We start from the raw sequence: 26917 nt of genomic DNA, 5'->3' as shown, positions 1-26917 counted from the left end.
TGTCGTCACGACACGGACTGTCCGCCCTGGACACCCAGCGGAAGGACGCTCGCGCCCGCGGCGTCGAGTGCGAGCCGGTTGGCCGCCCACCCTTCGCCCGCGAGCTGCGCGACCTTGTCGGCCGCGTCGTTGTCGACCAGCGCGAGGACCGTGGGGCCCGCGCCGGAGATGACCGCGGGGATGCCGTCCGCCCGCAGCCGGCCCACGAGCGCCACGCTCTCGGGCATCGCGGGGGACCGGTAGTCCTGGTGCAGCCGGTCCTCGGTGGCGGGCAGCAGGAACTCGGGACGCCTGGTCATGGCCTCCACGAGCAGCCCGGCACGGCCCGCGTTCACGGCCGCGTCCACGTGCGGCACGGTGCGCGGCAGCAGTCCCCGCGCGGTCTCGGTCAGGACCGGCTTGGACGGCACGAAGACCACCGGAACGATGGAATCGGCGGGGTCCATCCGGATCGCCTTGGCGCTGCCCCCGTCCATCCACGCCAGGGTGAAGCCGCCGAGCAGACAGGCGGCCACGTTGTCGGGGTGGCCCTCGATCTCGGTGGCGAGCTCCAGCAGCGCCGCGTCGTCGAGCCTGGCCTCGCCGCCTATGGTCACGGCGCGGGCGGCGACGATGCCGGCGCAGATAGCGGCGGACGAGGAGCCGAGGCCGCGGCCGTGCGGGATGCGGTTGGCGCAGACGACCTCCAGGCCGCGCGGCTGCCCGCCCAGCAGGTCGAAGGCCGTGCGCATGGAACGTACGAGGAGGTGGCTCTCGTCCCTCGGGAGGGTGTCGGCACCCTCACCCGCGATGTCGATGTTCAGGCCGGAGTCGGCGACCCGGACGACCACGTCGTCGTAGAGCCCCAGGGCCAGGCCGAGGGCATCGAAGCCGGGGCCGAGGTTGGCACTGCTGGCGGGGACGCGCACCCGTACGGCGGCGGCGCGGAACGCTGGACCTGCCATCGGTCGATGACACTCCTTGTGACTGTGCGAGATCTGGTGTCGGTGCGGGATCTTCGCTGCGAATGTACTGGAGAACGTACGACACCCGAAGGCCCTTGGGGCAGCACCGCGTCATATGCGCGGTGGCGGATGTAAGTACAGCGTATCGAAGGAAGGTTCTCTCGCGACATAGGGCGCACAGGAGGCGCACGATGCGTGTCGCGGTCTTCCCCGGTTCCGCCTTGGCTTCCGGTGCCGTACGGGCCGGGTCGCCGGATTCCGCGGATTTCCGGAATCCGGCAACGGGGCGACGGGCCGGGAGGCCGGGGCCAGGGGCCCCGGCCTCCCCGCGCCGTGTGTCAGACCAGGCCGAGACGGGCGGCCGCGGCCTCGGCGTCCACCGGAATGGTGACCGGCTGCGGAGCGCCGGCGACGGCCCAGTCGGGGTCCTTCAGGCCGTTTCCGGTGACGGTGCACACGATCTTCTGGCCGGGGTCGACGAGACCGGCCTCGGCGGCCTTCAGCAGGCCGGCCACGGACGCGGCCGAGGCGGGCTCGACGAAGACGCCCTCCTGCGCGGCCAACAGGCGGTAGGCGGCCAGGATCTGTCGGTCCGTCACCTCGTCGATGAAGCCACCCGACTCGTCCCGGGCCTGCAGGGCGTAGTCCCAGGAGGCCGGGTTGCCGATGCGGATCGCCGTGGCGATGGTGTGCGGCTCCTTGACGACCTCGCCGCGCACGATCGGCGCGGAGCCCGAGGCCTGGAAACCCCACACGCGGGGCGTACGGGAGGCCAGTCCGTCGGCCTTGTACTCCTTGAAGCCCTTCCAGTACGCGGTGATGTTGCCCGCGTTGCCCACCGGCAGGACGTGGATGTCGGGGGCGTCGCCGAGCGCGTCCACGATCTCGAACGCGGCCGTCTTCTGGCCCTCGATGCGGACCGGGTTGACGGAATTGACCAGCGCCACCGGGTAGTTGTCGGACAGCGCGCGGGCCAGGTCCAGGCAGTCGTCGAAGTTGCCGTCAACCTGCAGGATCTTCGCGCCGTGCACGAGCGCCTGGCCCATCTTGCCCAGCGCGATCTTGCCGCGGGGCACGAGCACCGCGGACACCATGCCGGCGCGCACCGCGTAGGCGGCGGCGGAGGCGGAGGTGTTGCCCGTGGAGGCGCAGATGACGGCCTTGGCGCCGTCCTCCTTGGCCTTGGTGATGGCCATCGTCATGCCGCGGTCCTTGAAGGACCCCGTGGGGTTGGCACCCTCCACCTTGAGGTGCACCTCACAGCCCGTGCGCTCGGAGAGCACCTGGGCGGGGACGAGGGGAGTGCCACCCTCGCGGAGCGTGACCACCGGGGTCGTGTCCGTCACCGGCAGGCGGTCCCGGTACTCCTCGATGATGCCGCGCCACTGGTGGGTGCGATTGCTGCTCATGGGTCCTTACTCCCCTTCAACACGCATGATGCTGGCGACACCGCGCACGGTGTCCAGCTTCCGCAGCGCCTCGACGGTCCCGGAGAGGGCGGCGTCGGGTGCGCGGTGAGTGACGACGACGAGGGAGGCCTCGCCGCCAATTTCCGGACGTCCCTGCTGACGGACGGTGTCGATCGAGACACCGTGCTCCGCGAAGGTGGTCGCCACCTGGGCGAGGACGCCCGGCTTGTCCGCCACATCGAGGCTGATGTGGTAGCGGGTGACGACGTCCCCCATGGGGCTGACCGGCAGCTGGGTGTAGGCCGACTCGCCGGGCCCCGTTGCCTGGGCGAGCTTGTTGCGGCAGACCGCGACGAGGTCGCCGAGGACCGCGGACGCGGTCGGGGCGCCACCCGCGCCGGGCCCGTAGAACATGAGCCGCCCGGCGGCCTCCGCCTCGACGAATACGGCGTTGTACGCCTCGCGGACGGAGGCGAGCGGGTGGCTGAGCGGGATCATCGCCGGGTGCACGCGGGCGGTGACGGACTGGCCGTCCGCGGCGCGCTCCAGGATCGCGAGGAGCTTGATGGTGCAGCCCATGCGCTTGGCGGAGGCGAAGTCCGCGGCGCTGACCTCGGTCATCCCCTCGCGGTAGACGTCGTCGAGGCGGACCCGGGTGTGGAAGGCGATGCCGGCCAGGATCGCGGCCTTGGCGGCCGCGTCGTAGCCCTCGACGTCGGCGGTCGGGTCGGCTTCGGCGTAGCCCAGGGCGGTGGCCTCGTCGAGGGCCTCCTGGTAGCCGGCGCCGGTCGAGTCCATCTTGTCGAGGATGAAGTTCGTCGTGCCGTTGACGATGCCCATCACGCGGTTGATCTTGTCGCCCGCGAGGGACTCGCGCATCGGGCGGACCAGCGGGATGGCGCCGGCGACGGCGGCCTCGTAATAGAGGTCGAGCCCGTGCGTCTCGGCCGCGGCGTGCAGCGCGGCGCCGTCCTGGGCGAGCAGCGCCTTGTTCGCAGAGACGACGGAAATGCCGTTCTCGAAGGCGGTGGTGATCAGCGTGCGGGCGGGCTCGATGCCGCCGATGACCTCGATGGCCACGTCGATGTCACCGCGTTTGAGGAGGGCGGTGGCGTCGGTGGTGATCAGCGCCGGGTCGATGCCCTCGCGCACCTTGGAGGGACGGCGCACAGCCACGCCGGCGAGTTCGACGGGCGCGCCGATCCTGGCTGTCAGATCGTCGGCGTGCGTCGTCATGATGCGCGCCACCTCTGAGCCGACCACTCCACAGCCCAGCAGCGCCACCTTCAGCGGACGCGTACGCATCATTCGACCTACGCCTTTCGATCTTCCATCCGTAACCCGTGCGCGGATTGCGCGCGGGTCCTGAACCAGTCTCACTCAATGGACAGGACTTTCCATCCTCGGTCCATTGAGTGAGACACCGTTGAGATACCTATTTTGGGGGTCCGGGGGCTTTTCCCAGAAATATGGGAATCACCCGAGGTCGAGACGCAGGAGATCTTCCTCCGTCTCGCGCCGGACGATCACCCGTGCCGCGCCCTCGCGCACGGCGACGACGGGCGGGCGCAGGGCGTGGTTGTAGTTGCTGGCCATGGAGCGGCAGTACGCCCCGGTGGCGGGCACGGCGAGGAGGTCCCCGGGCGCGAGGTCGGCCGGCAGGAAGGCGTCCTTCACCACGATGTCGCCGCTCTCGCAGTGCTTGCCGACGACGCGGACCAGCATGGGCTCGGCGTCGGAGACGCGGGAGACGAGGGTGACCCCGTACTCGGCGTCGTAGAGGGCGGTGCGGATGTTGTCGGACATGCCGCCGTCGACGGAGACGTAGGTGCGCAGGCCTTCGAGGGGCTTGATCGTGCCCACCTCGTACAGGGTGAACGCCGTCGGGCCGACGATCGCGCGGCCGGGCTCGACCGAGATGCGGGGCGCCTTGAGCCCGGCGCTCTCGCACTCCCGCGCCACGATCTCGGTGAGGGCCTTGGCGATCTCGTGCGGCTCGCGCGGGTCGTCGGCGGAGGTGTAGGCGATGCCGAGGCCGCCGCCGAGGTCGATCTCGGGCAGCTCGACGCCGTGCTCGTCGCGTACGGCGGCCAGCAGCTGGATGACCCGCTTCGCGGACACCTCGAAGCCGGCCATGTCGAAGATCTGGGAGCCGATGTGGGAGTGGACCCCGAGCAGGTCGAGGCTCTCGTGCCCGAGCGCCCGTCGCACGGCCTCGGCGGCGGATCCGTCGGCGACGGCGATGCCGAACTTCTGGTCCTCGTGCGCGGTCGCGATGAACTCGTGCGTGTGCGCTTCCACGCCCACGGTCACGCGGATCTGCACGGGCTGGCGCACGCCCAGCTCACGGGCGATGTGCGCGACGCGGGCGATCTCCTGGAAGGAGTCGAGCACGATGCGGCCGACACCGGCGGTGACGGCCCTGCGGATTTCGCTCTCCGACTTGTTGTTGCCGTGGAAGGCGATCCGCTCGGCGGGCATCCCGGCGGCGAGGGCGGTCGCCAGTTCCCCGCCGGAACACACGTCCAGGTTCAGCCCCTCTTCCTTGAGCCACTTCACGACGGCCTTGGAGAGGAACGCCTTGCCGGCGTAGAAGACGTCCGCGTCCTTGCCGAAGGCGTGGGCCCAGGCGCGGCAGCGGGCGCGGAAGTCCTCCTCGTCGAGGAAGTAGGCGGGGGTGCCGAACTCCTCGGCGAGCCGGGTCACTTCGATTCCGCCGACGCGGACCACCCCGTCGTCGTCGCGGGTGACGGTGCGCGCCCAGACCTTCTCGTCCAGCACGTTCAGGTCGGCGGGCGGCGGGGCGTAGTGGCCCTCGGGCAGGACGTCGGCGTGGCGGGGTCCGGCGGGGTGCGCGGAACGGCTCATCGGAATCTCTCTTCGGGGGTCACAGGAAGTCGGGGGCGTCTACGCCGAGCAGGGCCAGGCCGCCGGCCAGCACCGTGCCGGCGGCTTCGGCGAGGGCCAGCCGGGCGCGGTGGGCGGCCGAGGGTTTCTCGTCCCCTCGGGGCAGGACGTGGTGCTGGTGGTCGAGGAGCACGTCGGCGACGGTGACGAGGTGCCGGACGAGGCGCTCGGGGGCCCGGTGGTGCGCGGCGGCTTCGAGGACGAGCGGGTACTCGGCGATCACCCGCACCAGCTCGCGACCCGCCTCGCCCTCCCCCGCCTCGGCGCGGAACCCGAGCCGGTCGGCGTTGCGGCTCAGGGCACGGGCGCGGGAGTGGGCGTACCGCACCCGGAAGAGCTCGTTGGACTCGTCCTGGACGAGGAGGCCGGGCGCGAAGGCGGGGGTCTCCCGGGCCGGGACGCAGAGCATGGCCCAGCGGGCGGCGTCCTGCCCGTAGGCGGCGATCACGTCGCCGTCCCGCCGGGCGACGGGTGCCAGGGGGGTGACCGCGGAGCCCTGCCCCTGCCCCTGGGACCTCATGATCCGCCCGACGGCCTCACGGACGGCCCGCTCGCGCGGCCCGACGTGGGGAGCCCAGCAGAAGGGGTCGGCCTCGGCACCGCCGTCCGCGTACCCGTACCGGATTCCGGCGCTCAGGACCTCCCGTACGAGGGCGGCCTCGGAGCGCGCGGCGAGGGTGAAGTTCAGGAACCCGGCTCCGGTGACGTCGACGCGTGCGATCCCGGGTTCCTCGGCGAGCAGCCGGGCCAGCGCGTCCGCCACGTCGCGGGGGCTACGGTCTTCTGCCCCCTTGGCCACCTGGAAGGCGACGGGCGTGGCGTACTCCCCCACCCCGCCGGGCCGCGTCCGCTCGACGACGACCCGCTCGGGCACGCACCCACCGCCCAGCTCGCCGCTCTCGACGGCACGGCGTACGGCGCGTACGACGGCACGAGAGAGGTCGGCGGGGATCACGTCACCCAGCCTAGGGGAGAAGCCCCGTCGGCCCGCATCGGGTTTCGCCATGTGAACACCCATGTGAACGGACCCCGGAACGAACCCCGGACCAGGCCCCGGAACGGACCCGGACCAGCCACCCGAACCGCCCCCGTCCGGCCACCCGAACCGCGGAACCCTCAGGCCCCTCTGCCGGCCGACGCGCCCTTCCGCCCACGGCGGTCCTTGCGCTCGACGAGCCTGCGCACGATGCGCACCAGCTCGGCGGGCTCGAAGGGCTTGGCGAGGAACGCGTCCACCCCGGCGGCGATCCCGGCCTCGACCTCGTGCTGGGTACAGGCACTCACGATGGCGACGGGCAGGTGCCGCGTCCGCGGATCGGCCCGCAACTGCGCGGCCGCCCCGAACCCGTCCAGCCGGGGCATGACCACATCAAGGGTGATCGCATCGGGCTGCACCCGGTGAACGATGTCCAGACACTCGGCACCATCGCTCGCGGTCACGACCTCGAAGCCCTCCAGCTCGAGATTGACCTTGATCAGCTGCCGGATGACCTTGTTGTCGTCGACAACAAGCACCCGGCCCGAGGCGCCTGGCACAACTCGAGAGTAGGTCGCCCTAAGCCCCCGCGTCCGGCTTTTCGCCACTTCCACCCCCTCCGGGCGACCGACCTCCCTCTCCCGCCCAAATCGGTTCCTGATCACCCCGTGGAAGCTGGTAGTGTTCAACCCGTCGCCGCAACGCGAACGACACGCCCCCGTAGCTCAGGGGATAGAGCAACGGCCTCCGGAGCCGTGTGCGCAGGTTCGAATCCTGCCGGGGGCACTTCGCAGGAAGTGCCCAAAGACCCCGCCATCAGCGGCAACGCTGAGACGGGGTCTTCGCGTATGTGCGGCCACGCGACAGCCCCTGCGGGGTACTCGCAGCCCGGAGCCCGCCACAACTGCCCGGTCAAGCCCGGGAACACGAGAGTCCCGGGCCGCCCCTGTCCAGTGGTTCCCCGGGGGCTTCTCGGGCCCGGAGGGAGCCATCGGAGCGCTCATCGGTCGATCTCCCCGGCGCCGTCGCGGGCGTGGCGACCGGCCCGTCCGGGATCGTCGGGCGCGGGCGCTGCCGCGCCGTTGCCCAGCTCGTAGTGCTTGACCGAACCGCTGCCCGCCATGTTGAACTCCTGGGCCAGACCGACCTCCTTCGCGGCACTGCGGACGAACTCCCGGGTGACGGTGGCGTCCAGCCCCGACAGGGACGGCTCGACGAGTTCCGCTCCGCCCTGCGGACGACAGGGGGCCGGGTGGGTTCAGGGGGACTCCGTGGTGGGGGATGTCGGGCGGGGGAAGGCCGTCAGGGCGAGGGTGGCTGTGGTGAGGGTGATCAGGCCGCCTGTGGTGAGGGCCCAGCGGGGGCCGCGGTGTTCTGCGAGCAGGCCCGTGAGGAGGGCGCCCAGCGGGGTGCCGCCCTGGAAGATCAGTGTGTAGAGGGCCATCACGCGGCCCCGGTAGGCCGGGTCGGTGCCCAGTTGGACGCGGTGGTTCGAGGCCTGGGCGAAGTACATCATCGTGAAGCCGGTCAGGGTCAGGAGCAGGCAGGCCGTGGTCAGGGTCGGGGCCAGGCCCGCGAGGGCCTCCGTCGCGCCGAAGGCCAGTGCCGAGCCGGTCACCACGAGGGCCGACGGGCGGCCGCGGCGTGCGGTGGTGGCGAAGGCGGCCAGCAGGGAGCCCGCCGCGAGGGAGCTGCTGAGCAGGCCGAAGGCGGTGGAGTCGGTGTGGAACTCCGTCTTGGCCAGCAGGGGCAGGGTCAGCTGGAAGTTGAACCCGGCCAGGCCCACCACGCCGAGCAGCGCCAGCGGCAGTACCAGGTCGGGGCGCCGGCCGACGTAGCGCAGTCCGTCCGCGACCTTGGGCGTGGCCGGCCGCGCCGCCGGGACGTGCAGTTCCGCGGGGCGCATCAGGGCGACGCTGGTGACCGTGCCGAGGTAGCTGACGGCGTTGATCAGGACGACGGCCGCGACGTCGAGGCGGGCGATGAGGAAGCCCGCGATCGCCGGGCCCACCACGCGGGCGACGTTGAAGTAGGCCGCGCTCATCGCCGAGGCGTTCGGCAGGAGCTCGCCGCCGACCATCTCGCCGACGAACGAGATCCGGGTGGGCGCCTCCACCGCGTTGACGGTGCCCAGGGCCAGGGCGAAGAGCCAGATGTGCCAGAGCCGCACCTCGCCGAGGAGGATCCACAGGCCCAGCGCCAGCGCGAGCACCCCGAACGCGCCGTTGGCGAGCATCAGGAGGCTGCGTTTGCTGTGGCGGTCGGCGAGTCGGCCCCCGTACAGGGTCAGCAGGAGGACGGGGGTGAACTGCAGGGCCGTCACCACCCCCAGGGCGGTGCCCGAGTCGCCGGACAGCTCCAGGACCAGCCAGTCCTGGGCGATGACCATCATCCAGGTGCACGTGACGGAGAGGAGCTGTCCGAGGACGAACAGCCGGAAGTTGCGCACCGAGAGGGACTGGAAGGTGCGTCTCAGGGTCTCCACGGTTCGGCTGTTCCCCTTCCACGGCGCCGCACGGGCTCGGCGGCACACCTGGGAACACGGTGGTTCCGCCCACTCGATTCTTTCTCGTGACGGTGTTCCGGCCACTTCCGGTGGTCCGTACGAGGGGGGTGGGGCGGGGTTGGTGGGTTTGGGGGGTGGGTGCGGGGCGGGGGCGTGCGTAGGGTGGTTGGACAGGCCGCATTGTGCCGCTGACCAGGGCATTTGCGGGAAGGCAGCGTGTGGAGGATGGGGCGACGAGGATGCGTGAGCTGGCGGAGACCGCACGGCAGTGGGTGGCGGAGGGGCGGGTCGCGTTCCTGGCGCGGCCGGTGACCGAGCAGGGGTTCGGGCCGCGCGATCCGGCCGGGGCCGTGCTCGTGGACGCGCGGGGCGAGTGCGCGGGGGCCCTGTACCGCGGGGTGTTCGACGCCGAGCTCGTCGCCGAGGCGGCGGCGCTGGGCGCGGCCTCGGGCGCGGAGGGGGCCCGGGTGTGCGAGCTGTCCGTCGGGGCGGGTGAGGCCGTGGAGGCCCGGCTGACGTGCGGCGGGCAGGCCGAGGTACTGCTGCAGCCGCTCGCGGCGATCCCGGCCGAGTGGTGGGAGCTGCTCGGGACGGGGGCCGGGGTGGCGCTGGTGACCCGGCTGAACGAGGACGCCGACCGGGCGGAGAGCCGGGTCGTGCGGGCCGGCGGGGCGCCCGGGGACGACGCCGAGCGCCGGGCCGGGGAGCTGCTCGGTACGCGCCGGCCCGGCCGGGACGCGCTGTACGGGGGCTCCGGGCTGGTGCTCGTGGAGGCGTACCCGTCGGCGCCGCACGTGGTGATCGGCGGGGCCGGTGAGCTGGCCGACGTCATCGCGGCCCAGGCGGCGCTGCTGGGCTGGGAGGCGGTGTGCGTGGAGGGTGCGGCCGAGGCGGAGAAGGTGCTGACGGCCCACCGGGACGCCGCCTGCCTGGTGCTGCTCAGCCACGAGCCCGACTTCGACGTGCCGGCGCTGCGGACGGCGCTCGCGCTGCGGATCCCGTACGTCGGTGCGCTCGGGTCGCGGCGGACCACCGCGCGGCGCCGGGAGGGGCTGGTCGCGGCCGGGGTCCGGGAGGCGGAACTGGCCCGGGTGCACGGGCCCATCGGGCTCGACCTGGGCGCCAAGACCCCGGCGGAGACGGCCCTGGCGATCTGCGCCGAGATCCTGGGGGTGCTCGGCGGGCGGGAGGCGCAGGGGCTGCGGGATTCCGACGGACCGTTGAGGTGACGGGTCCGTCGAGGGGGTGGGGGCGGACGGGTGCGGGTGCGGGTGGGACGGGGCCGGGTGGGACGGGCACGGCGGGGCCGGGTGGGACGGGCACGGGTACGGCGGGGTCGGCCCCGCGGTTCGAAGTTTCTTTGGGCCGATTGCATGAAATCCGACCAAACGCGGGAAAATAGGACGTATGAATACGACCCTGATCCCCCTCGCGGCGGACGTGACGCTGGCCCACATCGCGTGGTTCCTGTTCGTCGGGCTCGGCGTCGTCGGAGTCCTGCTCGGCGGCTTCGCACTGGGCCGCAGGGTGCGCGACCACGAGCCGCCGCCCCCCACCCCCGAGAGCCAGCCCCACCTGCCCGACGGCGGTGCGGTGTACGAGGTGCGCGAGGAGCGGGACTACGTCGAGATCCCCGAAGGCGGCCTGCGCCCCCACGAGATGCAGGGGTACGGCAACTTCGGCTCCCGCCCCCACAGCCATCCGGACGACGCCCGCGCCCAGCGGGAAGCCGACTACGAAATCCCCAAGGGGCCCGGACCGCACGTGCAGCCCGGCTCCCCGCCGAACGCGGGGCGCGGCGCCCACGCCTGAGCCGGCCCGCCCGCGCCAGCCGGACCGCCCGCGCCCGCCCGACCCACGCCCGGCCCCCTCTGCACCCCGGCCTCTGACCCGCGGCCACGCGGGTCAGAGGTCCGTCCGGAGCCGGAGCACCTCCGGCGGCGGGTGCCGGGCCGAGCTGCGCCGGACCTCGGCGGCCAGGGGCGGGTCCAGCGGGCGGAACGGTACGTCGCCGAGCCCGATCGCGGTGACCGTGGCCGTGGCCGGGGCCACCTCCCCGAGGGTCGCGACGGCCGCCGCCATCTCCGTACGCAGCCCGGCGGAGAGCGGGCTCGACACCAGCGGCGCCTCGTCGTCCTCCCCCGGCAGCACCAGGACGAGGGCCAGCGGACGGCGCGGGGTGCCGGTGAAGCCGATCACGGCCGCGTCCGCGACGTCGGTGTGGCGCAGCTTGCGCCAGGAGCGGCGGCCGGCGGGGTAGGCCTCGTCGAGCCGCTTCACGACCAGGCCCTCGATGCCGCTGGCGGGCAGGGTCGCGTACCAGGTCTCGGCGAGCTCGGGGTCGGTGGTCATCGGCACCGGCTGGAGCGGCGGGCCCAGGGGCAGGAGCAGGTCGACCAGGAGCGCCCGGCGGCGTTCGTAGGGGCGGGCGCGGACGTCGAGCCCGGCCAGTTCCAGTACGTCGAAGGCCGCGTACGAGGCCGGCAGGCGTTGCGCGAGCACCGCCGCGCGGGCCGCGCTCGGGGCCGCGGCGCGCCGCTGGACCAGCGCGAAGTCCGTACGGCCCGCGTGCCACACCACGACCTCCCCGTCCAGTACGGTCCCGGCGGGCAGTTGCCGGGCGGCGGCGGCCAGGTCGGGGAAGGCGGCGGTCACGATCCGGCCGGAGCGGGCCTGGAGGACCACGTCCTGCGCCGTGCGCACGACGACGAGGCGGTGACCGTCGAACTTCGGCTCGTACGCCAGTCCGGCCCCGCGCGGCAGGGTCCGTACGGCCGCGGCCAGCGCCACCCGGATCACGGCAGCCTCCCGGCACGGGCGGGATCGGTCAGGGGGGCCAGCAGGTCGCCGTCGCGGGCCAGCCGGGGGGCCATGTCGTCGGCGAGGAACACCAGGTCGGGGGCGTTCCGGCAGCCCTCGACCTCCTCCCAGGAGACGGGTGCCGAGACGGTGGGCAGCTCCCGCGCGCGCAGGGTGTAGGGGGCGGCGGTGGTCTTGGCGGCGGCGTTCTGGCTGTGGTCGACGAACACCTTCCCGGGGCGCAGGGCCTTGGCCATCCGGTGCACGACCAGGCCGGGGAGGGCCGCCTCGGCCTCCTGGGCGAGGGTCTTGGCGTACGCGGACACGCGCGCGGACGGGGTCGGCTCGATCGGGACGGCCAGGTGCAGGCCCTTGGAGCCGGAGGTCTTGGCGTAGGCGTCGAGCCCGTCGGCGGCGAGGCGCCCGCGCAGCCAGCGGGCGGCGGCGCAGCACTCGACGACGGTGGCGGGCGGGCCGGGGTCGAGGTCGAAGACGATCCGGTCGGCGACGGCGGGCCGGCCGGCCGTCCACTGGGGGGTGTGGAACTCCACGACGAGGTTGGCGGCCCACATGAGGGTGGGCAGGTCCCGGACGACCACCTGCTCGGCCCGTTCGTCCTCGGAGCGGGGCACGGGGGTGGTCCTCACCCAGGCGGGCGTACCGGGCGGCGGGTTCTTGGTGAAGAAGAGCTGTCCGTCCGGACCGTCGGGATAGCGCAGGAAGGAGACCGGGCGGTCGCGGATGTGCGCGAGGAGGGAGTCCGCGACCGTGGCGTAGTAGTGCAGCACCTCGCCCTTGGTGAAGCCGGTCCGCGGGTACAGGACCTTGTCCAGGTTGCTGAGCGCGATGCGACGCCCCTCCACCATGGTGATCGGCGTCATACGATGAGACTGCCACGAATCAGGAGGAACCGTGCGATCCATTTGGAACGGGGCGATCTCCTTCGGCTTGGTCAGCATTCCGATCAAGCTCGTCAACGCCACCGAGAGCCACTCGATCTCCTTCCGTCAGATCCATGTGAGCGACGGGGGCCGGGTCCGCTACCGCAAGGTGTGCGAACTCGACGGCGAGGAGGTGCCGGCCGCCGAGATCGGCAAGGGCTACGAGGAGGCCGACGGGTCGATCGTGCCGATCACGGACGAGGACCTGGCGCGGCTGCCGATCCCGACCGCGAAGACGATCGAGATCGTGTCGTTCGTGCCGGCCGAGGAGATCGATCCGTTGCAGATGGACGCCGCCTACTACCTCGCGGCGAACGGCGCCACGGCGGCGAAGCCGTACACGCTGCTGCGGGAGGCGCTGAAGCGGAGCCGGAAGGTGGCGATCGCGAAGTACGCGCTGCGGGGGCGGGAGCGGCTCGGCATGCTGCGGGTCGTCGACGAAGTGATCGCCATGCACGGGCTGCTGTGGCCGGACGAGATCCGGCAGCCGGAGGGTGTGGCCCCCGAGGCGTCGGTGACCGTACGGGAGGCCGAACTCGACCTGGCCGACGCCCTGATGGCCACCCTGGGCGAGGTCGAGATCGCCTCGCTGCACGACGACTACCGCGAGGCCGTGGAGGCCATGCTCGCGGCGAAGACGGGCGAGGGGTTCGAGCCGACGGAGGCGGTGGTGGAGCCGGCCGGCGGCCAGGTCATCGACCTGATGGCGGCGCTGGAGAGCAGCGTACGGGCGGCCAGGGCCTCCCGGGCCGGGGGCTCCGGGGACTCCGCGGAGTCCGCGGAGTCCGGGGCTCCGGCGGAGGTGACGCCGATCCGCGGCCGCAGGGCGCCGGCGGCGAGCGCTCCCGCGCCCAAGGCGGTGGGCGGGAAGAAGTCGACGGCGTCGACGGGCGCGGCGAAGAGGACGGCGGCCGGGGCGAAGTCCGGGGGCGGGGGGAAAAAGAGCACCGCCACGGCCAAGGGCGCCGCCGCGGCCGGGTCCGGGGGTGGCGCGGGGTCCGGATCCCGGACCCGGACGGCCAAGTCCACCTCCACCGCGAAATCGGCTTCGGCCACGAAATCGGCTTCGGCCGCCAAGTCGGCCGGGACCGGCAGGGCTTCGGCCTCCGGCACGGGCGCGGGCGCCGCCGCGAAGAAGGCGGCGCCCCGCAAGCGGAGTTCGGCCTGAGGGGTCCGGCCCGAGGAGGCCCGAGAGGTCCGGCCTGAGGAGGTCGGCCCCAGAGGTCCGGCCCGAGGAGTCCGGCCCGAGGAGCCCGGCCCGCGAGGCCCGGCCTGAGGAGGTCGGCCCGCGAGGCCCGGACTCGCGAGGCCCGGACTCGCGAGGCCCGGACTCGGGAGGCCCGGACTCGGGAGGCCCGGCCTAGGGAGGCCCGGCCTAAGGGGTGGACCAGGTCGGGTGGGTGCGGGCCAGGGTGAAGAGGGCCTCCACGTCCGGGAGTTTGAGGGTGGCGGGGGCGGCCGTCAGGACGGCGGCCGCGGTGGCGGGCTGGAGGACGAGGATGTCCCGGACCGTCGGGGCCACGTCGACCCGGGAGGCGTCCGCGAGGGCCAGGACGGGAGTGACCTGGGCGGTCAGCGCCCGGGCCGCGCGGGCCGCCGCCCTGCGGATCCAGCGGGGGTCCGGACGCGGCTCGGCGCGGCCCACCGTCAGCAGCAGGTCGCCGACTTGGGCGCGCTGGCGGCGCCCGGGGACCGTGCGGACGGCGAACACGCCCGGGGGCCCGATGAGCAGGTGGTCCAGCATCCCGAGGCCCTGCAGCGGGACGTCGTGCAGGGCCCGCCAGTCCTCTTCCTCCAGGGCGTCGAACTCCGCCCCGATCCGCTGCCGCGCCTGGAGTTCCTGCCGCATCCGGTGCCGGGCCCGGCTGCCGGGCGATCCGTACGCGAGCTCGCCGAGCAGGGTCTCGCCGGGGCGGTTCGGAGCCAGGTCCCGGTCGGGCGGGAGGGTGAGCCGGAGCAGTTCGGCAGGAGTGGGGACCGGCGGCGGCCCGATGGTCCAGTCGCCGCTCAAGTACGGGCGCAGGGCGGCCAGGACCGCCGCGCGCTGGTCGTCCGCGAGGACGCTGATCCGGTTGGTCCGCCGGTCGTACCAGGCCACCGCGTGGCCGTCGGAACCGTTGACGTAGAGCCGGCCGCGGCCGGGCCGGCCGCTCGGAAGCACCTTGAGTCCGCTCATCGGCCTCACCCCCGCCGTCCATGGGAGCAGCCGGGGCGGCCCACGGCAATCCCTCCGTTGTGTAACAGCTCCGTCGGCTCCTTGCGGCCTGCCTGTTACAAGAACAGCGCTCCCCCGCAACGGCCGGCGCCTATTTTTATGGCGCCCGGACCCTCCGGGCCTCCCTGACCGACGCCGAAGGATCCCCGTGAGCACCGTCAGCCGCCGCTCGACCGTTCGCGCCGCCGCCGTGACCGCATGTGTCGCCGGTCTGCTGGCGCTGCCCGCGGCCACGGCGCTCGCCGAGGGAAGGCCGGCCGCGTCCGGGGCGCAGCGGACGCTGGTCAAGAGCATCTCCCTGGCGGACGGCCGCTCGACCGCGAAGGTGTACCGCCTCGCCAAGGACGCGTACCAGGCCGACATCATGCGCTCGGGCACCACGGTGGCCACGCTGACCAGCCGGGACGGAACCACCGGCGTCGGCGGGTCCGGCGAGCTGCACGCCGCGCTGCTGCCCGACGGGCGGCTGTCCTCCTGGGTCGGCGAGACCCGCCCGCAGGACGGCTCCCACGCGGTGGCCGGCGACGGGCACAAGACCGGGACCCGGCACGGGAGCGGTGGGGGTGCCGGCCGGGTGCTGCCCGCCTCCGTCGAGGACGGCGACGGGAGGGGCGGTACGGGTACCGGCACGGGCACCGGGACCGCGCAGACCCTGCGGCTGAACACGCTGGCCGACGGGCCCGGCGACGGCGCGCTGCTGCTCGCCGCGGGCGGCGGGATCGCGGCCGTGGGAGCGGCCGGGCTGGGCTTCGCGATGCTGCGGCGGGGGCGGACGGACGGCTGAGCGGGGCCGGACCACCGGGTTCCACCGGGTTCCACCGGTCGCCGCCGGTCACCGCCGGTCACCGCTGATCGCGGCCGACGGGTGGCCGACGCGGTGTCGCCGGGTGCGGCCGCCGGGGAGTCCGTACCGCGGACAGGGCGGCAAAAGGGACGTACCTCTGCATAAGGTTGCTTCGACCGCAGTCGATCGTACGCAACGCAGAGGAGGGCCCGTCACCGTGCGAATACCGCCGTCGCGCGCGGGTGCCGCCCTGTGCGGGCTCCTGCTGCCGCTGCCGCTGCTCGCGGGCTGCGGGAACACCGGTGGGCTCGCGGCCGCCGGGCCCACCCCGACGGCGAGCGGACCCGTACACCTGTGGCCGGAGCGGGTGGGCGCCGCGGTGCCGCCCGCCGATCCCGGGGGCGCGCCGCCGGAGTACGTACAGGGCCTGCCGCGGGTCGTCGACCAGGACGTGCGCGCCGTCGACCCGGTGGCTCTGGTCCAGGCGGAGCTGCGGGCGCGGCCGGGGACGGTGACCGGGGCCGACGGGATGCCCGCGGAGACCGCCGCGGCGATCAGGGCGTGCGGGACCCCGGGCCAGGAGCCGGGTCGGTGTCCGGTGCGCCGGCCGTACTACCGGGACCTCACGGGGAACGGCAAGGACGAGGTCGTGGTGGGCATCGAGTTCCCGGACAAGATGATGTCCGTACGCGTCTACACGGCCGACCCCGACGGCCGGCTCAACCGCATCATGGCGACCACCCAGACCGTCATCGCCGTCGAACTGGCCGGACGCGACGTGATCCTGCGGGCGCCGAGCGGCAACCCGGGGTACGAGCTGATCACCGCCTGGTCCTGGGACGAGAAGCAGAAGACGATGCTGCCGACGCGGGAGCAGATCGTACGGGTGGCCGCGGCGCCGTCGCCCCGGCCGTCCGCGACGGCGGGTACGGGGGCCGGTACGGGCCCCGGGGGCACGCCGTGAGGCGGCTGCTGCCCGCCTGGACGGCCACGCTCACCTGGAAGTCGACGTGCTTCATCGTGGTGATGTGCTGCTCGCTGGCGGCCGTGCTGGGACTGCTCGTGCACGCCGAGGTGACCCGGCAGACCGTCGCGACCGCCCGGGACAAGGCGCTGGCCAAGCTGCACGACGCCGCCCGCGCCTACGAGGCGGGCGAGGCCCTGCCACCCGATGCGGGGATCGATCCGCGGGGGCTGCCGCCGGAGCTGCGGGCCCTGGCGGTGAGCGGGCAGCGGGCGACCGTCGTCGCGGACCGCCTGGGGGAGCCCGTGATGTGGGCCGCCGCCCCGGCGGACGGGCGGGCGCTGGCCACCTCGATCGACTACGGGCAGAGCGCACGGACGATCCGGGGGCTGGACAACGCCATCATCGGCTCTTCGATGCTGGCCATCGGCGGAACGCTGCTGGTGGGGGCCTTCGCCGTGACCCGGGTCACGCGCAGGTTGCACCAGACGGCGACGGTCGCCCGGCGGATCACCGGCGGCGACCTGGACGCGCGGGTCGGCGACCGGCGCACGACCGACCCCTCGCGCCATCAGGACGAGGTCTCCACGGTGGCCGGGGCGCTGGACACGATGGCGGGCACGCTCCAGGCGAAGCTGCTGAGCGAGCAGCGGTTCACGGCCGATGTCGCGCACGAGCTGCGTACGCCGCTGACCGGGCTGCAGGCAGCGTCGGAGCTGCTGCCGGAGGGGCGGCCGACGCAGCTGGTGCGGGAGCGGGTGCGGACGATGCGGCAGCTGACCGAGGACCTGCTGGAGATCTCCAGGCTGGACTCGGGGAGCGAGCGGGTGGACACGGACCTGCACCAGCTGGCGCGGCTGGCGCGGAGGGTGGTGCGGGCGTCGGGGACGGACACGGAGGTCGTCGTCGTCAGGGACGCGCACGTGGAGACGGACCGGCGGCGGCTGGAGCGGGTGCTGGGGAACCTGGTCGTGAACGCGCACAAGCACGGGCGGGGGCCGGTGGTGGTGACGGTGGACGGGCCGGTGGTGACCGTACGGGACCACGGGGACGGGTATCCGGACTACCTGCTCGCGCACGGGCCGCAGCGGTTCCGGAGCGGGGGGAAGGGGCACGGTCTGGGGCTGACGATCGCGGTGGGGCAGGCGGAGGCGATCGGCGCGGGGCTGGAGTTCCGGGGGGCGGAGGGGGGCGGGGCGCTGGCGGTACTGAGGTTGCCGTAGCCCTGGCCGGGCGGGTACCGGGGGGCCGGGGTCGGGGGTGGCCGGGGTCGGTGCCGGGGTGGGGTGTCGTCCGGGACTGCATGATTTATGGCGCCCTGTCCGGAGCTGCGGTGCGTATGGGCACCGCGCGCCAACAAATCACGTTTTACGTCCCGGCCAACACCCCACCCCGTCCCCGCCCCCGGCCGCTTCGCCGCCCGCCTCGTGCGTGTCTGCCGGCCGTGCAGCCGCACTCAGCCCGGCTGCGAGATCCAGCGCTCGCAGCCGAACCCAGGCCTCGCAGCCAAGTCCAGCCCTCGCAGGCAAACTCAGCCTCGCCGGCGTTCGAGGCGTGGGGTCCGGGGGCCGGCCCCCGGCAACGGGCTTGCACCCGAACGGCTGCGGTCGGCAAATCCAGCCTCCGCAGCCAAAACTCAGCCCCGCCGGCGTTTGAGGCGCGGGGGTCCGGGGGCTGGCCCCCGGCAACCGGCCCGCAGGCGGATGGCCACCGCCGGCACAATCCCGCCCCGCCGGCGATTGAGGCGCGGGGTCCGGGGCGGAGCCCCAGGGGCTTGCGGTCCCGCCGGTGGACGGGCGCCGGGGGCCGGCCCGCACACCTGCAGCCCCGCAGGGTTACGGCTTCGGGGTTTTGGTCCAGGGCCAGCGGAGCTTCGGTTTGCGGCCCGTCGGGGCGAAGGCGTACTTCCAGCCCTTCTGGAGGCCCAGCCGCTTCGTGTAGCCCGACGGGACCCGTTCGTACAGCAGGACCGTCGGGGGGCCGCCGTCCGGGGCGGGGACCGGGATCTCGTACCACTTCGGGGGGTGGCCGGTCGGGCCGAGGAGGATCGGGAGGACCCGGCCGTCCATCGGGCCGCCCTCGAAGGGGGTCGGTTCGCTTCTCACCCCACCAGTGTCACAGCAGGTGGGCCGCCTCGGAGACCACCGGGATCACGCGGCGGGCGAGGACCCCGACGGGCCCGTCGGACGACTCCAGGGCCAGGGCGGCCCGGGCCGCCGCCGCGGTTTCGGGGTCGGTGGCGGCGGTGGCCGTCAGGAGGGCGATGAACTGGTCCAGGAGCCAGTCGCGCAGCTCGCCAGCGTCCGGCTGCCGGCCCTCGTCGATCCAGATCAGCGAGGCCGCCTCGACGGCGGTGATCCACGTGCGGACCATCATCCGCAGCCGCGGCCCGGGGGCGGGTGCGCCGAGGTGGACGAGGATCTGGTCGGCGGCCGCGCGGCGGATGCCGTCGACGGTGGCACTGGTGCGGGAGGTCTCGACGACGCTGCCGCCCTGGAGGAGGGCGGAGAAGCCGGTGTGGTGTTCGTCGACGAAGGCGAGGTAGCGGTCGAGGGCGCGGGAGAGCCGCTGGGTGAGGGGGCCCTGCTGGGGTTCCGCGAAGCAGAGTTCGAGGACGTCGGCGGCGGAGCGCAGGGCGGCCTCGTAGAGCTGCTGCTTGCCGCCCGGGAAGTACCGGTAGACCAGCGGCCGGGAGACCCCGGCGGCTTCGGCGACGTCGTCGAGGGAGACCTCTTCCGGTGCCCGGTGCGCGAACAGCGACAGGGCCGCGTCGAGGAGTTGGGCCCGCCGCTCCTCGACGCTCAGCCTGCGGTACGCGCGTACGGTCATGCACGCAGGGTAGACGACGACACCCCTCAGGCCAGGAGGCCGGAGCTCTTCCACAGCCGGCGGCCGACCCCGCGCAGGACGCCGATGTCGTCGAGGAAGTCGGTGAGCCGCTTGGCGCCGGTCTGCATGACCTCCCGGCGGTGTCCGCTGGCCTTGACCTGGGCGACGGCTTCGCGCCGGTCCAGGCCGATGTTGTCGTAGACCTGGGGGTTGACGAAGGCCAGGGAGAAGACGCGGGCGGCCTCTCCGCAGCTGATCCGGGTGAGTTCCTGCTCCCAGCGCGGGGCGGTCAGCATCTGGCGGCGCAGTTCCTCGCGGGCGTAGCGGACGTGGCGGGCCTCCTCGATGACGTGGATCCGGGTGACTCCGCGCACCAGGGGCTGGATCCGCTCGTCGGGGAAGGTGAGGCGCTGCATCCAGTCGAGGATCTCCTCGCCGAGGAGGGTGCAGGCGAAGGAACCGGGCGTGGTGGACACCGTCTTGAGGATGCGGGCGAGGTTGTGGTTGACCCGGGATACGGGGTAGGCCGGGGTGCCGCTCTCGCGGATCATGCGGGCGAACATCATGGAGTGGCGGCACTCGTCGGCGATCTCGGTGAGTGCGTAGCGGACGTGGTTGCTGGTCAGGGACTTGTCGTAGATGTGGCGGACCAGCAGCTGCATGAGGATGATCTCGAACCAGATGCCGAGGGAGCCGAGGGCGGCGGCCTCGTGGCGGGAGAGGTCGATGCGCTGCTCCTCGCCCATCTTCTTCCACAGCGGGGTGTCGTAGAGGGAGAGCAGCTCGGGGGGCCAGTAGTACTTGCCCTCGATCGGCGGGGCGTCCCAGTCGAGTTCGCGGTCCGGGTCGAAGGAGTGCTTCGCGGAGGATTCGAGCAGTCTTTCGGCGATCTGCTCGCGGTCCTTGAGCAGGCCGAGGGCGTCCCTCAGCGCGGCTCGTTCCGTCACTGTCGTCATGGCTTCGGGCACCTCGCGGTCGGGTTACCTGCGGTCACCTCTTATGAGACTGCCTGTCAGCAAGGGCGTCAATCCCCCGCGCACGACTTGTTGACCGCGCGTCTACCAACGTGTGACGCTGCCAACCACCGCATCCGGTACGGCAGTCGAGGAGGCGTCAGTGTCGACGCACGAGCTCTACACCAAAGCCCCGGGCGAGGGCGTCTGGCAGGTCCCCGCCACCGGTTCGGCCCGCTTCAGCTGGGAGTACGACGGGGGCCGCGAACGCCTCCTCGCGCTCTACCAGAAGGGCAAGGACAAGCAGTGGGACGGCGCCAAGCGCATCGACTGGGGCATCGAGGTGGACCCGCACGACCCCCTCGGCACCCCCGACGAGGTGCTGACCCTCTACGGCACCCGCCACTGGGCCAGGATGACCGACCGGGACAAGGGCGAACTGCGCCGGCACTACAGCGCGTGGAACTTCAGCCAGTTCCTGCACGGCGAGCAGGGCGCCATGGTGTGCGCGGCGCGCATCGTGGAATCGGTGCCGGACCTGGACGCGAAGTTCTACTCGGCCACCCAGACCATGGACGAGGCCCGGCACGCCGAGATCTTCGGGCGCTTCCTGCACGAGAAGGTCGGAATGCTCTACCCGGTCAACGACAGCCTCCAGGGGCTGCTCGGGGACACCCTGCGCGACTCCCGCTGGGACATGCCCTACCTGGGCATGCAGGTGCTCATCGAGGGCCTGGCACTGGCCGCGTTCGGCATGATCCGCGACACCACCGACAAGCCGCTGCCCAAACAGATCCTGGCCTACGTGATGCAGGACGAGGCCCGCCACGTGGCCTTCGGGCGGATGGCCCTGCGCGACTACTACCGGCAGCTGACCGACGCCGAACTGCGCGAGCGCGAGGAGTTCGTGATCGAGGGCTGCTACCTGATGCGCGACCGCCTGCGCGGGGTGGAGGTCCTGGAGAACTTCGGCATACCCAGGCGGGAGGCGGAGGAGTACAGCGAGCGGTCGGAGTTCCTGCACCTGTTCCGCAAACTGCTGTTCAGCCGGATCGTGCCCTGCGTCAAGGACATCGGACTGTGGGGCGAGCGGCTCCAGAAGGCCTACCTGGACATGGGGGTCTTCGACATGGGCGATTCCAATCTGGACCTGCTGATGAGCCAGGACGAGGAGCTGGCCGAGTCCCTCGACCGCGAACGCTTCGCGGCCGAGGAACGGGAGCGCGTGGCGGAGGTGACGGCCGCCATCCGGGAGGGCGGCGAGAGCGCCGTCGGCTAGTGCCGTGACCCGGTGAACCCTTCCGGCCACAGCACTAGACCGCGTCCGGGCGCGGGAAGGACGTGCGCAGGGTGAACGCGTACGGAGTCGCCCCGTGTTCGCGCAGGCTCAGCAGTCGCTCCTCGGCGTCCGCGACCGTGGGGCGCTGCCCCGCCGGGACCCACCACAGGGCCGTCATGGCCTCCGTGACGTGCTCGAACCACTCCCGCCTGCGGGACATCAGCTCCCGGTGCCGTCCCTGGTACATGAAGGCGGTGAGGGCGTCGGTGTTCCGCCACACGGACATGTTGACGATGATCCACTCGTCGCCGAAGATCCGTACCTCCGTCGCGTCGCCCTCCTCCCCCTGGAGCCGCCACACGAAGCCGTCGGCGGCCTCCGCCGCGGCGTTGACGGGTTCGAGCCCGTCGACGAAGTCCTTCAGTTCCGGTGAGTCCAAGGGGTACTTGAGACGGGATATGTTCACCTGGGCCAGCTCGTGGGCGGCGTTGCCGCCGAGGTCGTAGGTCATGCCCCAGGGCTAGCAGCCCGGCCCCGCGCGCCGCCACGGTGTTTCAGCGGGTGGACAGGGCGGCCTCCATCACCGCCCGCGCGATCGGCGCCGCGGCGCCGTTGCCGCTGATGTCCCCCCGGACCGCCGAGGCGTCTTCGACCACCACGGCCACCGCCACCGCCGGCTGCGGAGCGCCCTTCGCCCGCGCCCACGAGATGAACCAGGCGTACGGGGTACCGGCGTTGCCGACGCCGTGCTGCGCCGTGCCGGTCTTGCCCCCGACCTGCGCGCCCTTGATGGCGGCGTTGCGCCCCGTGCCGTTCTCGACGACCTTCACCATCAGCTCCTGCATCCGCAGCGCCGTGGCCGGGCTCATCGCGCGGCTCAGGACGTGCTGGGCGGTGCCCCGTACCTGCGAGCCGTCGTGCCGGGTGGTGCGGTCCACCAGGTAAGGGGTCTTGATCTCGCCGCCGTTGGCGACCGCCGCCGCGACCATCGCCATCTGGAGCGGGGTGGCCTTGGTGTTGAACTGCCCGATCGAGGAGAGCGCCAGCTGGTCCGGGCTCATGTCGGTGTCGAAGTTCGACCGCGAGACCCAGGAGGGGACCCGCAGCCCGTCGTCGTTGAACCCGAACCGGTCCGCCGCCTCCGCCATGCGGCGCAGGCCCACCCGCACCCCGATCTTGGCCATCACCGTGTTGCAGGAGAACTGCACCGCCTCCGCCATCGAGGCGTCCTGGCAGCCCGTGCCGGCGTTCGGGAGCAGGGTGTTCGTACCGGGGAGGGGATACGGGTCGGGGGTCTCGGTGGGCGCGTCCACGTCGGTGACCACGCCGGAGTCCAGGGCCGCGGCCGCCGTCACGATCTTGAAGGTGGAGCCGGGCGGGTAGGTCTCGCGCAGCGCCCGGTTCAGCATGGGCTTGGCCGGGTCCGCGTTCAGCCGCCGCCACGCCGCCTTGACCTTCGCACCGGTACCGGAGAGCAGGCCGGGGTCGTAGGAGGGGCTGCTCACCAGCGCCAGGATCCGGCCCGTCGCCGGTTCCACGGCCGCCACCGCGCCCCGCTTGCCGCCCAGCCCCCGGTACGCGGCCCCCTGTACGGCGGCGCGCAGGGTGGTGGCGGCGTCGCCGCCGCCGGGGCGCCCGCGCGAGAGCTCGTACCAGAGGGGGAAGGCGGACAGTGCCGGATCGGTGCCGGACAGCACGGCGTCCTCGGCGCGCTCGACGAAGCTGGTGCCGTACGTCTGGGAGGAGAAGCCGGTGACGGGGGCGTAGAGCGGGCCGTCGGCGTACGTGCGCTCGTAGCGCAGGAGCTGGCCGCTGTCGCGGGAGCCGGTGACGGGCTTGCCGTCGACCAGGATCCGCCCGCGCGGTTCGGCGTAGCGCTGGACGGCGGGCCGCTTGTTGGCCGGGTTCGCACCGTAGGCGGCGGCCTCCCAGACCTGCACCCGGGCGACGTTGACCAGCAGGGCGGCGAGCAGCAGGGCGCAGAAGTACGCGCACCAGCGGATGTAGCGGATCATCCGGGTCCCTCCCGCTCGGACTCGGCGGGGCGGGGGCGGCGGGCGTTGTCGCTGAGCCGGACCAGCAGCGCGACGATGATCCAGTTGGTGACGACGGAGGAGCCGCCCTGGGCCAGGAAGGGCATGGCCATGCCGGTCAGCGGGATCAGGCCGGTCACGCCGCCCGCGATGACGAAGACCTGGAGGGCGACGATCGAGGCCAGCCCGGTGGCGAGCAGCCGCCCGAAGGGGTCGCGCAGGGCGAGTCCGGCGCGGAAGCCCCGGGATACGAGGAGCCCGTAGAGCAGCAGGATCGCGGTGAGACCGACGAGGCCGAGCTCCTCGCCGGCGGTGGCGAGGACGAAGTCCGACTTGGCGGCGAAGCCGATGAGGAAGGACTGGCCGTGGCCGAGGCCGGCGCCGAGGAGGCCGCCGGCGGCGAAGGAGAAGAGGGACTGCGCGAGCTGGCCGGGGCCCTCGCCCCGCTCGATGGAGGCGAAAGGATTCAGCCAGTCGTCGACGCGGCTGTGCACGTGCGGTTCCAGGGTCCCGACGGCATAGGCGCCGAGGGCCGCGAGGACCAGCCCGATGGCGATCCAGCCGATCCGTCCGGTGGCGGTGAACAGCATGATCACGAAGAGGCCGAAGAAGAGGAGCGAGGTGCCGAGGTCCCGCTCCAGGACCAGCACGCCCACGCTGAGCAGCCAGATCGCCAGAATGGGACCGAGGACCCGGCCGGGCAGGAGGCGCAGCTTCCAGAAGATCCGGCGGCCGGTCAGGGCGAGCGCGGTGCGGTTCGCGGCGAGGTAGGCGGCGAAGAAGACGGCGAGCAGGATCTTGGCGAACTCCCCCGGCTGGAAGGACAGTCCCGCGAAGCGGATCCAGATGTGGGCGCCGTTGACGGCCGGGAAGAGGACGGGGACGAGCATCAGGGCGAGCGCGGCGGCGACCGAGAGGTAGGCGTACTTCTGGAGCGCGCGGTGGTCGCGCAGCCCCGCGACGACGAGGACGAACAGCACCACCCCGAGTGCCGACCAGCGCAACTGGTCGCCCGCGCCGCTCTCGCCGGGCGTCGCGAGGTCGAGCCGCTGGATGAGGACCAGGCCGAGGCCGTTGAGCAGCACGGCGATCGGGAGCAGGAGGGGATCGGCGTAGGAGGCCCGGAACCGGACGGCGAGGTGCGCGAGCAGGGCGGCGCCGCCGAGGCCCGCGGCGTAACGGCCGCCGGGCCGGGGGAAGTGGCCGGTGTCCGCGAGGCCGACGTAGAGGTGGCCCAGCACGGAGATCAGGACCGCACCGGCGAGCAGCGTCAGCTCGATGCCCCGGCCCTTGGGGGCACGGGCATCGGGGGGCGGGGGCGGAGCGGGCTCCGTCACCTTCGCCGTCAGAGCGGTCATACGGGGAAACATAGCAAGGGTAGGGCTGGTATGTCCGCTTATGTCATAGTGTGCCGAAGAGTCGTCATAAACGGTCAGGAGTAGGGAGCCCCGGCGCATGGGACCTGTGGAATTCATCGTCCTGGCCTTCCCGGAGGAACAACTGCGGGTACCGGCCGTCGAGGCCGTGATGGGGCTGCGCAAGACCGGGGTGGTCCGGCTGATCGACGGCCTCGTCACGACGAAGACGGCCGGGGGCGAGGTGATGGCGGCGGAGTTCGACGAGTTCGTCGAGCTACGGGGCCTCCTGGCGGGCCGCGACGTGGCACGGCTGATCGGCCCGGAGGACGTACGGGAGGCGGCGGAACTCCTGGACCGGGGCAGCTGCGCGCTGCTCCTGGTGGTGGAGCACGTGTGGGCGCAGGACGCGGCGGTGGCCGTACGGGCGGCCGGCGGACGGATCGTGGGGTCGGTCCGGATCCCGGCGGACCGGGTGGAGGTGGCGTGATGTTCATCCAACCGGTCGGCGTGACGGTCTCCCCCGCGGCCCGCCCACCGGGCCACCCCCTCCTCCGCGGCCTGCTCCGCCGGGCGGCGGGCGCGGCGGAGTGGGCGACGGCGGAAGACGCGGGGGAGGGTGGCGCGGGGGAGGGCGCGGGGGAGGGCGGCTTGCGGGAGAACGGCCTGGGGGAGGAGAGCGTGGCGGAGGAACTGGAGGCGGCGCTGGAGGAAGGGGTCAGGGGCGAGGCGGGGGCGGATCGGGAGCCGGAAGGGCCCGGCGCGCCGGAGGGCGGGGGCCGGGCCGAGCCCCCGACGGAGGCGGAACCCCCGCACCCCCCGCCCGCGGTCGGGCCCACCCTGGTGGCCGAGCTGACCCAACTCTCCGACCTGGCCCGCCAGGGCCTCCTGACCCCGGAGGAGTTCACCCTGGCGAAGGGGCGCCTGCTGCGGGGGTGAGGGGTCCCACTCGGCCCGGATCAGGGAGGGTATGGGGGTTTCCCGTCAGTCTCACTGTCCTTCCGTGTCGGGCCGGGCTGTCAAGGGCGCTCCCTTCGGTCGCGTCGCTTCGCGATGGCCTTCGGCCACCCTTGACAGCCCGTCCCGCCACGGAATGCCAAAGACTGTCGGGAAACCCCCAAAAGAACGGTCACGGGGGAAGTGAGGGAGGGGCGGGCGGATCAGAGATGTGCGACCCATCTCCGGCCAGACCTCCAATCCGGCCCCAGAAGCCTGTCGGCCTATGGCGCGGGCCGTGCCAGACCGCACGAAACGGCGACCGGATCGTCCAGCCACGACTTCGGGACGGCAGACGCGCCGGATCGCTACGCGCTTCACTCGGCTTGGCGTCCGGCGGCCGTCTGGGGCTGGACATAAGCCGCCCACGGTCCAGGGGGCTCTCTCCCCCACGCGAGCGCGGGTTGTCTGTCCCAGCGAGCACGGATTGTTTGTCCCATTTGGGGCGCTGGACGGGCCCTGAAGAGGTGCTGGCGCGCCCTGCCGGACTCTGAGGACGACAAAGTCGTCCTCAGAGTCCGGCAGGACGTCTCTCGGGTGCGGGAAGGTCCCGAAGGGGCCCTTCGGGACCTCTTCGGCGCCCACCAGGGCCCATCGGCGGTCCTTCGGGACCCATCGGCGGTCCTCGGTGGCCCTTGGTGGCCTTTCTGGGTGCTTGGAGGGCTCTGCCGGTCGTCAGTCGCACGCCAAGCAGACAAACCGGCCGTCTTGGGCGGCCTATGTCCAGCCCCAGACGGTCGTCGGACGCTTTGCCGAGTGAAGCGCGTAGCGATCTGACGCGTGTGCCGTCCTGATGTCATGGCCGGGCGGTCTGGTCGCCGTTTCGTGTGGTCTGGCGGCACCCGGCCCGGAAACCGATGGACATGGGCCCGTGTGTCGGGTCTGGCCAGGCGGGGAGGGCTCGCGCATCCCTGATGAACCCCCCTGCCTGCCCTTCCCTCCCGGCCGTTTCCCTGGGGGCTTCCCGACAGTCTTTGGCATTCCGTGGCGGGACGGTCGGTCAAGGGTGGCCGAAGGCCATCGCGAA

At 72.9% G+C, this 26917-nt stretch carries 26 protein-coding genes and 1 tRNA gene; 10 read left to right on the top strand and 17 right to left on the bottom strand.

The window, feature by feature from the left end:
• Positions 1-5: 5 nt before the first annotated feature.
• The 6 genes from thrB to ABZW32_RS01205 all read right to left on the bottom strand — a co-directional run bounded on the left by thrB (position 6) and on the right by ABZW32_RS01205 (position 6844).
• On the bottom strand, positions 6-944 hold the full coding sequence (thrB, locus tag ABZW32_RS01230; RefSeq protein WP_356209604.1) for a homoserine kinase: 939 nt from the start codon (positions 942-944) through the stop codon (positions 6-8).
• Between the two features lie 338 nt (positions 945-1282).
• On the bottom strand, positions 1283-2353 hold the full coding sequence (gene thrC, locus ABZW32_RS01225; RefSeq protein WP_356209601.1) for a threonine synthase: 1071 nt from the start codon (positions 2351-2353) through the stop codon (positions 1283-1285).
• Between the two features lie 6 nt (positions 2354-2359).
• Entirely contained in the window at positions 2360-3661 is a 1302-nt protein-coding gene (locus ABZW32_RS01220) for a homoserine dehydrogenase (protein WP_280916156.1), read from the bottom strand.
• Between the two features lie 168 nt (positions 3662-3829).
• Positions 3830-5221, bottom strand: a complete 1392-nt coding sequence (gene lysA / locus ABZW32_RS01215; RefSeq protein ID WP_356209598.1) for a diaminopimelate decarboxylase — start codon at positions 5219-5221, stop codon at positions 3830-3832.
• A 19-nt stretch (positions 5222-5240) separates the two neighbouring features.
• A complete protein-coding gene (gene nrtL, locus ABZW32_RS01210; protein ID WP_356209595.1) occupies positions 5241-6215 on the bottom strand; it encodes an ArgS-related anticodon-binding protein NrtL in 975 nt (324 codons plus the stop codon).
• Between the two features lie 161 nt (positions 6216-6376).
• Positions 6377-6844 (bottom strand): response regulator, encoded by a 468-nt coding sequence (locus tag ABZW32_RS01205; RefSeq protein WP_356209592.1) that lies wholly within the window; start codon positions 6842-6844, stop codon positions 6377-6379.
• A gap of 106 nt (positions 6845-6950) precedes the next feature.
• Here ABZW32_RS01205 and ABZW32_RS01200 point away from each other — a divergent pair.
• A tRNA-Arg gene (locus tag ABZW32_RS01200) sits at positions 6951-7022 on the top strand.
• 214 nt (positions 7023-7236) lie between these two features.
• On the opposite strand, the gene ABZW32_RS01195 is transcribed toward ABZW32_RS01200, so the two are convergent.
• Both ABZW32_RS01195 and ABZW32_RS01190 read right to left on the bottom strand, forming a co-directional pair.
• Complete coding sequence (locus tag ABZW32_RS01195) at positions 7237-7359, bottom strand: hypothetical protein (RefSeq protein WP_356209589.1); 123 nt, start codon at positions 7357-7359, stop codon at positions 7237-7239.
• Between the two features lie 135 nt (positions 7360-7494).
• Positions 7495-8721 (bottom strand): MFS transporter, encoded by a 1227-nt coding sequence (locus ABZW32_RS01190; RefSeq protein WP_356209587.1) that lies wholly within the window; start codon positions 8719-8721, stop codon positions 7495-7497.
• 260 nt (positions 8722-8981) lie between these two features.
• Between ABZW32_RS01190 and ABZW32_RS01185 the strand changes: the two genes are divergently transcribed.
• Positions 8982-9971, top strand: a complete 990-nt coding sequence (locus ABZW32_RS01185; RefSeq protein ID WP_356209585.1) for an XdhC family protein — start codon at positions 8982-8984, stop codon at positions 9969-9971.
• Positions 9972-10149: 178 nt separating this feature from the next.
• On the top strand, positions 10150-10554 hold the full coding sequence (locus tag ABZW32_RS01180; protein WP_356209583.1) for a DUF6479 family protein: 405 nt from the start codon (positions 10150-10152) through the stop codon (positions 10552-10554).
• Positions 10555-10647: 93 nt separating this feature from the next.
• Here the strand turns inward: ABZW32_RS01180 and ABZW32_RS01175 are convergent, their stop codons facing one another.
• Positions 10648-11538 carry an ATP-dependent DNA ligase gene (locus tag ABZW32_RS01175; RefSeq protein ID WP_356209953.1) on the bottom strand — a complete coding sequence of 297 codons (891 nt, stop codon included), beginning with the start codon at positions 11536-11538 and terminating at the stop codon, positions 10648-10650.
• Positions 11538-12422 carry a non-homologous end-joining DNA ligase gene (ligD, locus tag ABZW32_RS01170; protein ID WP_356209581.1) on the bottom strand — a complete coding sequence of 295 codons (885 nt, stop codon included), beginning with the start codon at positions 12420-12422 and terminating at the stop codon, positions 11538-11540. The genes ABZW32_RS01175 and ligD overlap by 1 nt, the downstream gene beginning before the upstream one ends.
• A gap of 31 nt (positions 12423-12453) precedes the next feature.
• Between ligD and ABZW32_RS01165 the strand changes: the two genes are divergently transcribed.
• On the top strand, positions 12454-13650 hold the full coding sequence (locus ABZW32_RS01165; protein ID WP_356209579.1) for a Ku protein: 1197 nt from the start codon (positions 12454-12456) through the stop codon (positions 13648-13650).
• 207 nt (positions 13651-13857) lie between these two features.
• Here ABZW32_RS01165 and ABZW32_RS01160 read toward each other — a convergent pair whose 3' ends face one another.
• A complete protein-coding gene (locus ABZW32_RS01160) occupies positions 13858-14658 on the bottom strand; it encodes a nuclease-related domain-containing protein (protein ID WP_356209577.1) in 801 nt (266 codons plus the stop codon).
• Between the two features lie 187 nt (positions 14659-14845).
• Here ABZW32_RS01160 and ABZW32_RS01155 point away from each other — a divergent pair, with 187 nt between their 5' ends.
• The 3 genes from ABZW32_RS01155 to ABZW32_RS01145 all read left to right on the top strand — a co-directional run bounded on the left by ABZW32_RS01155 (position 14846) and on the right by ABZW32_RS01145 (position 17668).
• Entirely contained in the window at positions 14846-15481 is a 636-nt protein-coding gene (locus ABZW32_RS01155; protein WP_356209574.1) for a hypothetical protein, read from the top strand.
• A 217-nt stretch (positions 15482-15698) separates the two neighbouring features.
• Positions 15699-16445, top strand: coding sequence for a hypothetical protein (locus tag ABZW32_RS01150; protein ID WP_356209573.1), 747 nt, complete (start codon positions 15699-15701; stop codon positions 16443-16445).
• Positions 16442-17668, top strand: a complete 1227-nt coding sequence (locus ABZW32_RS01145; RefSeq protein WP_356209571.1) for a HAMP domain-containing sensor histidine kinase — start codon at positions 16442-16444, stop codon at positions 17666-17668. The genes ABZW32_RS01150 and ABZW32_RS01145 overlap by 4 nt, the downstream gene beginning before the upstream one ends.
• 612 nt (positions 17669-18280) lie before the next feature.
• On the opposite strand, the gene ABZW32_RS01140 is transcribed toward ABZW32_RS01145, so the two are convergent.
• Genes ABZW32_RS01140 through ABZW32_RS01130 form a run of 3 tightly spaced genes read right to left on the bottom strand, consistent with a single transcriptional unit; the run spans position 18281 to position 20230 of the window.
• A complete protein-coding gene (locus ABZW32_RS01140) occupies positions 18281-18550 on the bottom strand; it encodes a hypothetical protein (protein ID WP_356209569.1) in 270 nt (89 codons plus the stop codon).
• 10 nt (positions 18551-18560) lie between these two features.
• On the bottom strand, positions 18561-19274 hold the full coding sequence (locus ABZW32_RS01135) for a helix-turn-helix domain-containing protein (protein ID WP_356209566.1): 714 nt from the start codon (positions 19272-19274) through the stop codon (positions 18561-18563).
• 26 nt (positions 19275-19300) lie between these two features.
• A complete protein-coding gene (locus ABZW32_RS01130; RefSeq protein WP_266842279.1) occupies positions 19301-20230 on the bottom strand; it encodes a diiron oxygenase in 930 nt (309 codons plus the stop codon).
• Between the two features lie 160 nt (positions 20231-20390).
• Between ABZW32_RS01130 and ABZW32_RS01125 the strand changes: the two genes are divergently transcribed.
• A complete protein-coding gene (locus ABZW32_RS01125) occupies positions 20391-21506 on the top strand; it encodes a ferritin-like domain-containing protein (RefSeq protein WP_356209563.1) in 1116 nt (371 codons plus the stop codon).
• 34 nt (positions 21507-21540) lie between these two features.
• Here the strand turns inward: ABZW32_RS01125 and ABZW32_RS01120 are convergent, their stop codons facing one another.
• From ABZW32_RS01120 to ABZW32_RS01110, 3 genes are read right to left on the bottom strand one after another with little or no spacing between them, the layout of a single operon-like run.
• Complete coding sequence (locus tag ABZW32_RS01120; RefSeq protein WP_356209560.1) at positions 21541-22017, bottom strand: DUF3291 domain-containing protein; 477 nt, start codon at positions 22015-22017, stop codon at positions 21541-21543.
• Between the two features lie 43 nt (positions 22018-22060).
• A complete protein-coding gene (locus ABZW32_RS01115) occupies positions 22061-23521 on the bottom strand; it encodes a penicillin-binding transpeptidase domain-containing protein (protein WP_356209557.1) in 1461 nt (486 codons plus the stop codon).
• A complete protein-coding gene (locus tag ABZW32_RS01110) occupies positions 23518-24897 on the bottom strand; it encodes an FtsW/RodA/SpoVE family cell cycle protein (RefSeq protein ID WP_356209554.1) in 1380 nt (459 codons plus the stop codon). The genes ABZW32_RS01115 and ABZW32_RS01110 overlap by 4 nt, the downstream gene beginning before the upstream one ends.
• Positions 24898-24994: 97 nt before the next feature.
• On the opposite strand from ABZW32_RS01110, the gene ABZW32_RS01105 reads away from it, so the two are divergent.
• Entirely contained in the window at positions 24995-25384 is a 390-nt protein-coding gene (locus tag ABZW32_RS01105) for a DUF6325 family protein (protein ID WP_030232533.1), read from the top strand.
• The gene (locus ABZW32_RS01100) at positions 25384-25833 is read left to right on the top strand and encodes a hypothetical protein (RefSeq protein ID WP_356209551.1); all 450 of its coding nucleotides are present in this window, start codon (positions 25384-25386) and stop codon (positions 25831-25833) included. The genes ABZW32_RS01105 and ABZW32_RS01100 overlap by 1 nt, the downstream gene beginning before the upstream one ends.
• Positions 25834-26917 lie beyond the last annotated feature (1084 nt).

The sequence above is a fragment of the Streptomyces sp. NPDC004667 genome (assembly GCF_040609475.1).
Lineage (GTDB): Bacteria > Actinomycetota > Actinomycetes > Streptomycetales > Streptomycetaceae > Streptomyces.
This window is presented reverse-complemented; position numbering and strand designations above follow the sequence as displayed.

What these genes read in the sequence shown, in the direction of transcription:
- thrB (WP_356209604.1), bottom strand. Translation starts at nt 944, where the DNA reads ATGGCAGGTCCAGCGTTCCGCGCCGCCGCCGTACGGGTGCGCGTCCCC.
- thrC (WP_356209601.1), bottom strand. Translation starts at nt 2,353, where the DNA reads ATGAGCAGCAATCGCACCCACCAGTGGCGCGGCATCATCGAGGAGTAC.
- ABZW32_RS01220 (WP_280916156.1), bottom strand. Translation starts at nt 3,661, where the DNA reads ATGATGCGTACGCGTCCGCTGAAGGTGGCGCTGCTGGGCTGTGGAGTG.
- lysA (WP_356209598.1), bottom strand. Translation starts at nt 5,221, where the DNA reads ATGAGCCGTTCCGCGCACCCCGCCGGACCCCGCCACGCCGACGTCCTG.
- ABZW32_RS01195 (WP_356209589.1), bottom strand. Translation starts at nt 7,359, where the DNA reads ATGGCGGGCAGCGGTTCGGTCAAGCACTACGAGCTGGGCAACGGCGCG.
- ABZW32_RS01185 (WP_356209585.1), top strand. Translation starts at nt 8,982, where the DNA reads ATGCGTGAGCTGGCGGAGACCGCACGGCAGTGGGTGGCGGAGGGGCGG.
- ABZW32_RS01180 (WP_356209583.1), top strand. Translation starts at nt 10,150, where the DNA reads ATGAATACGACCCTGATCCCCCTCGCGGCGGACGTGACGCTGGCCCAC.
- ligD (WP_356209581.1), bottom strand. Translation starts at nt 12,422, where the DNA reads ATGACGCCGATCACCATGGTGGAGGGGCGTCGCATCGCGCTCAGCAAC.
- ABZW32_RS01160 (WP_356209577.1), bottom strand. Translation starts at nt 14,658, where the DNA reads ATGAGCGGACTCAAGGTGCTTCCGAGCGGCCGGCCCGGCCGCGGCCGG.
- ABZW32_RS01135 (WP_356209566.1), bottom strand. Translation starts at nt 19,274, where the DNA reads ATGACCGTACGCGCGTACCGCAGGCTGAGCGTCGAGGAGCGGCGGGCC.
- ABZW32_RS01130 (WP_266842279.1), bottom strand. Translation starts at nt 20,230, where the DNA reads ATGACGACAGTGACGGAACGAGCCGCGCTGAGGGACGCCCTCGGCCTG.
- ABZW32_RS01120 (WP_356209560.1), bottom strand. Translation starts at nt 22,017, where the DNA reads ATGACCTACGACCTCGGCGGCAACGCCGCCCACGAGCTGGCCCAGGTG.
- ABZW32_RS01115 (WP_356209557.1), bottom strand. Translation starts at nt 23,521, where the DNA reads ATGATCCGCTACATCCGCTGGTGCGCGTACTTCTGCGCCCTGCTGCTC.
- ABZW32_RS01110 (WP_356209554.1), bottom strand. Translation starts at nt 24,897, where the DNA reads ATGACCGCTCTGACGGCGAAGGTGACGGAGCCCGCTCCGCCCCCGCCC.
- ABZW32_RS01105 (WP_030232533.1), top strand. Translation starts at nt 24,995, where the DNA reads ATGGGACCTGTGGAATTCATCGTCCTGGCCTTCCCGGAGGAACAACTG.
- ABZW32_RS01100 (WP_356209551.1), top strand. Translation starts at nt 25,384, where the DNA reads ATGTTCATCCAACCGGTCGGCGTGACGGTCTCCCCCGCGGCCCGCCCA.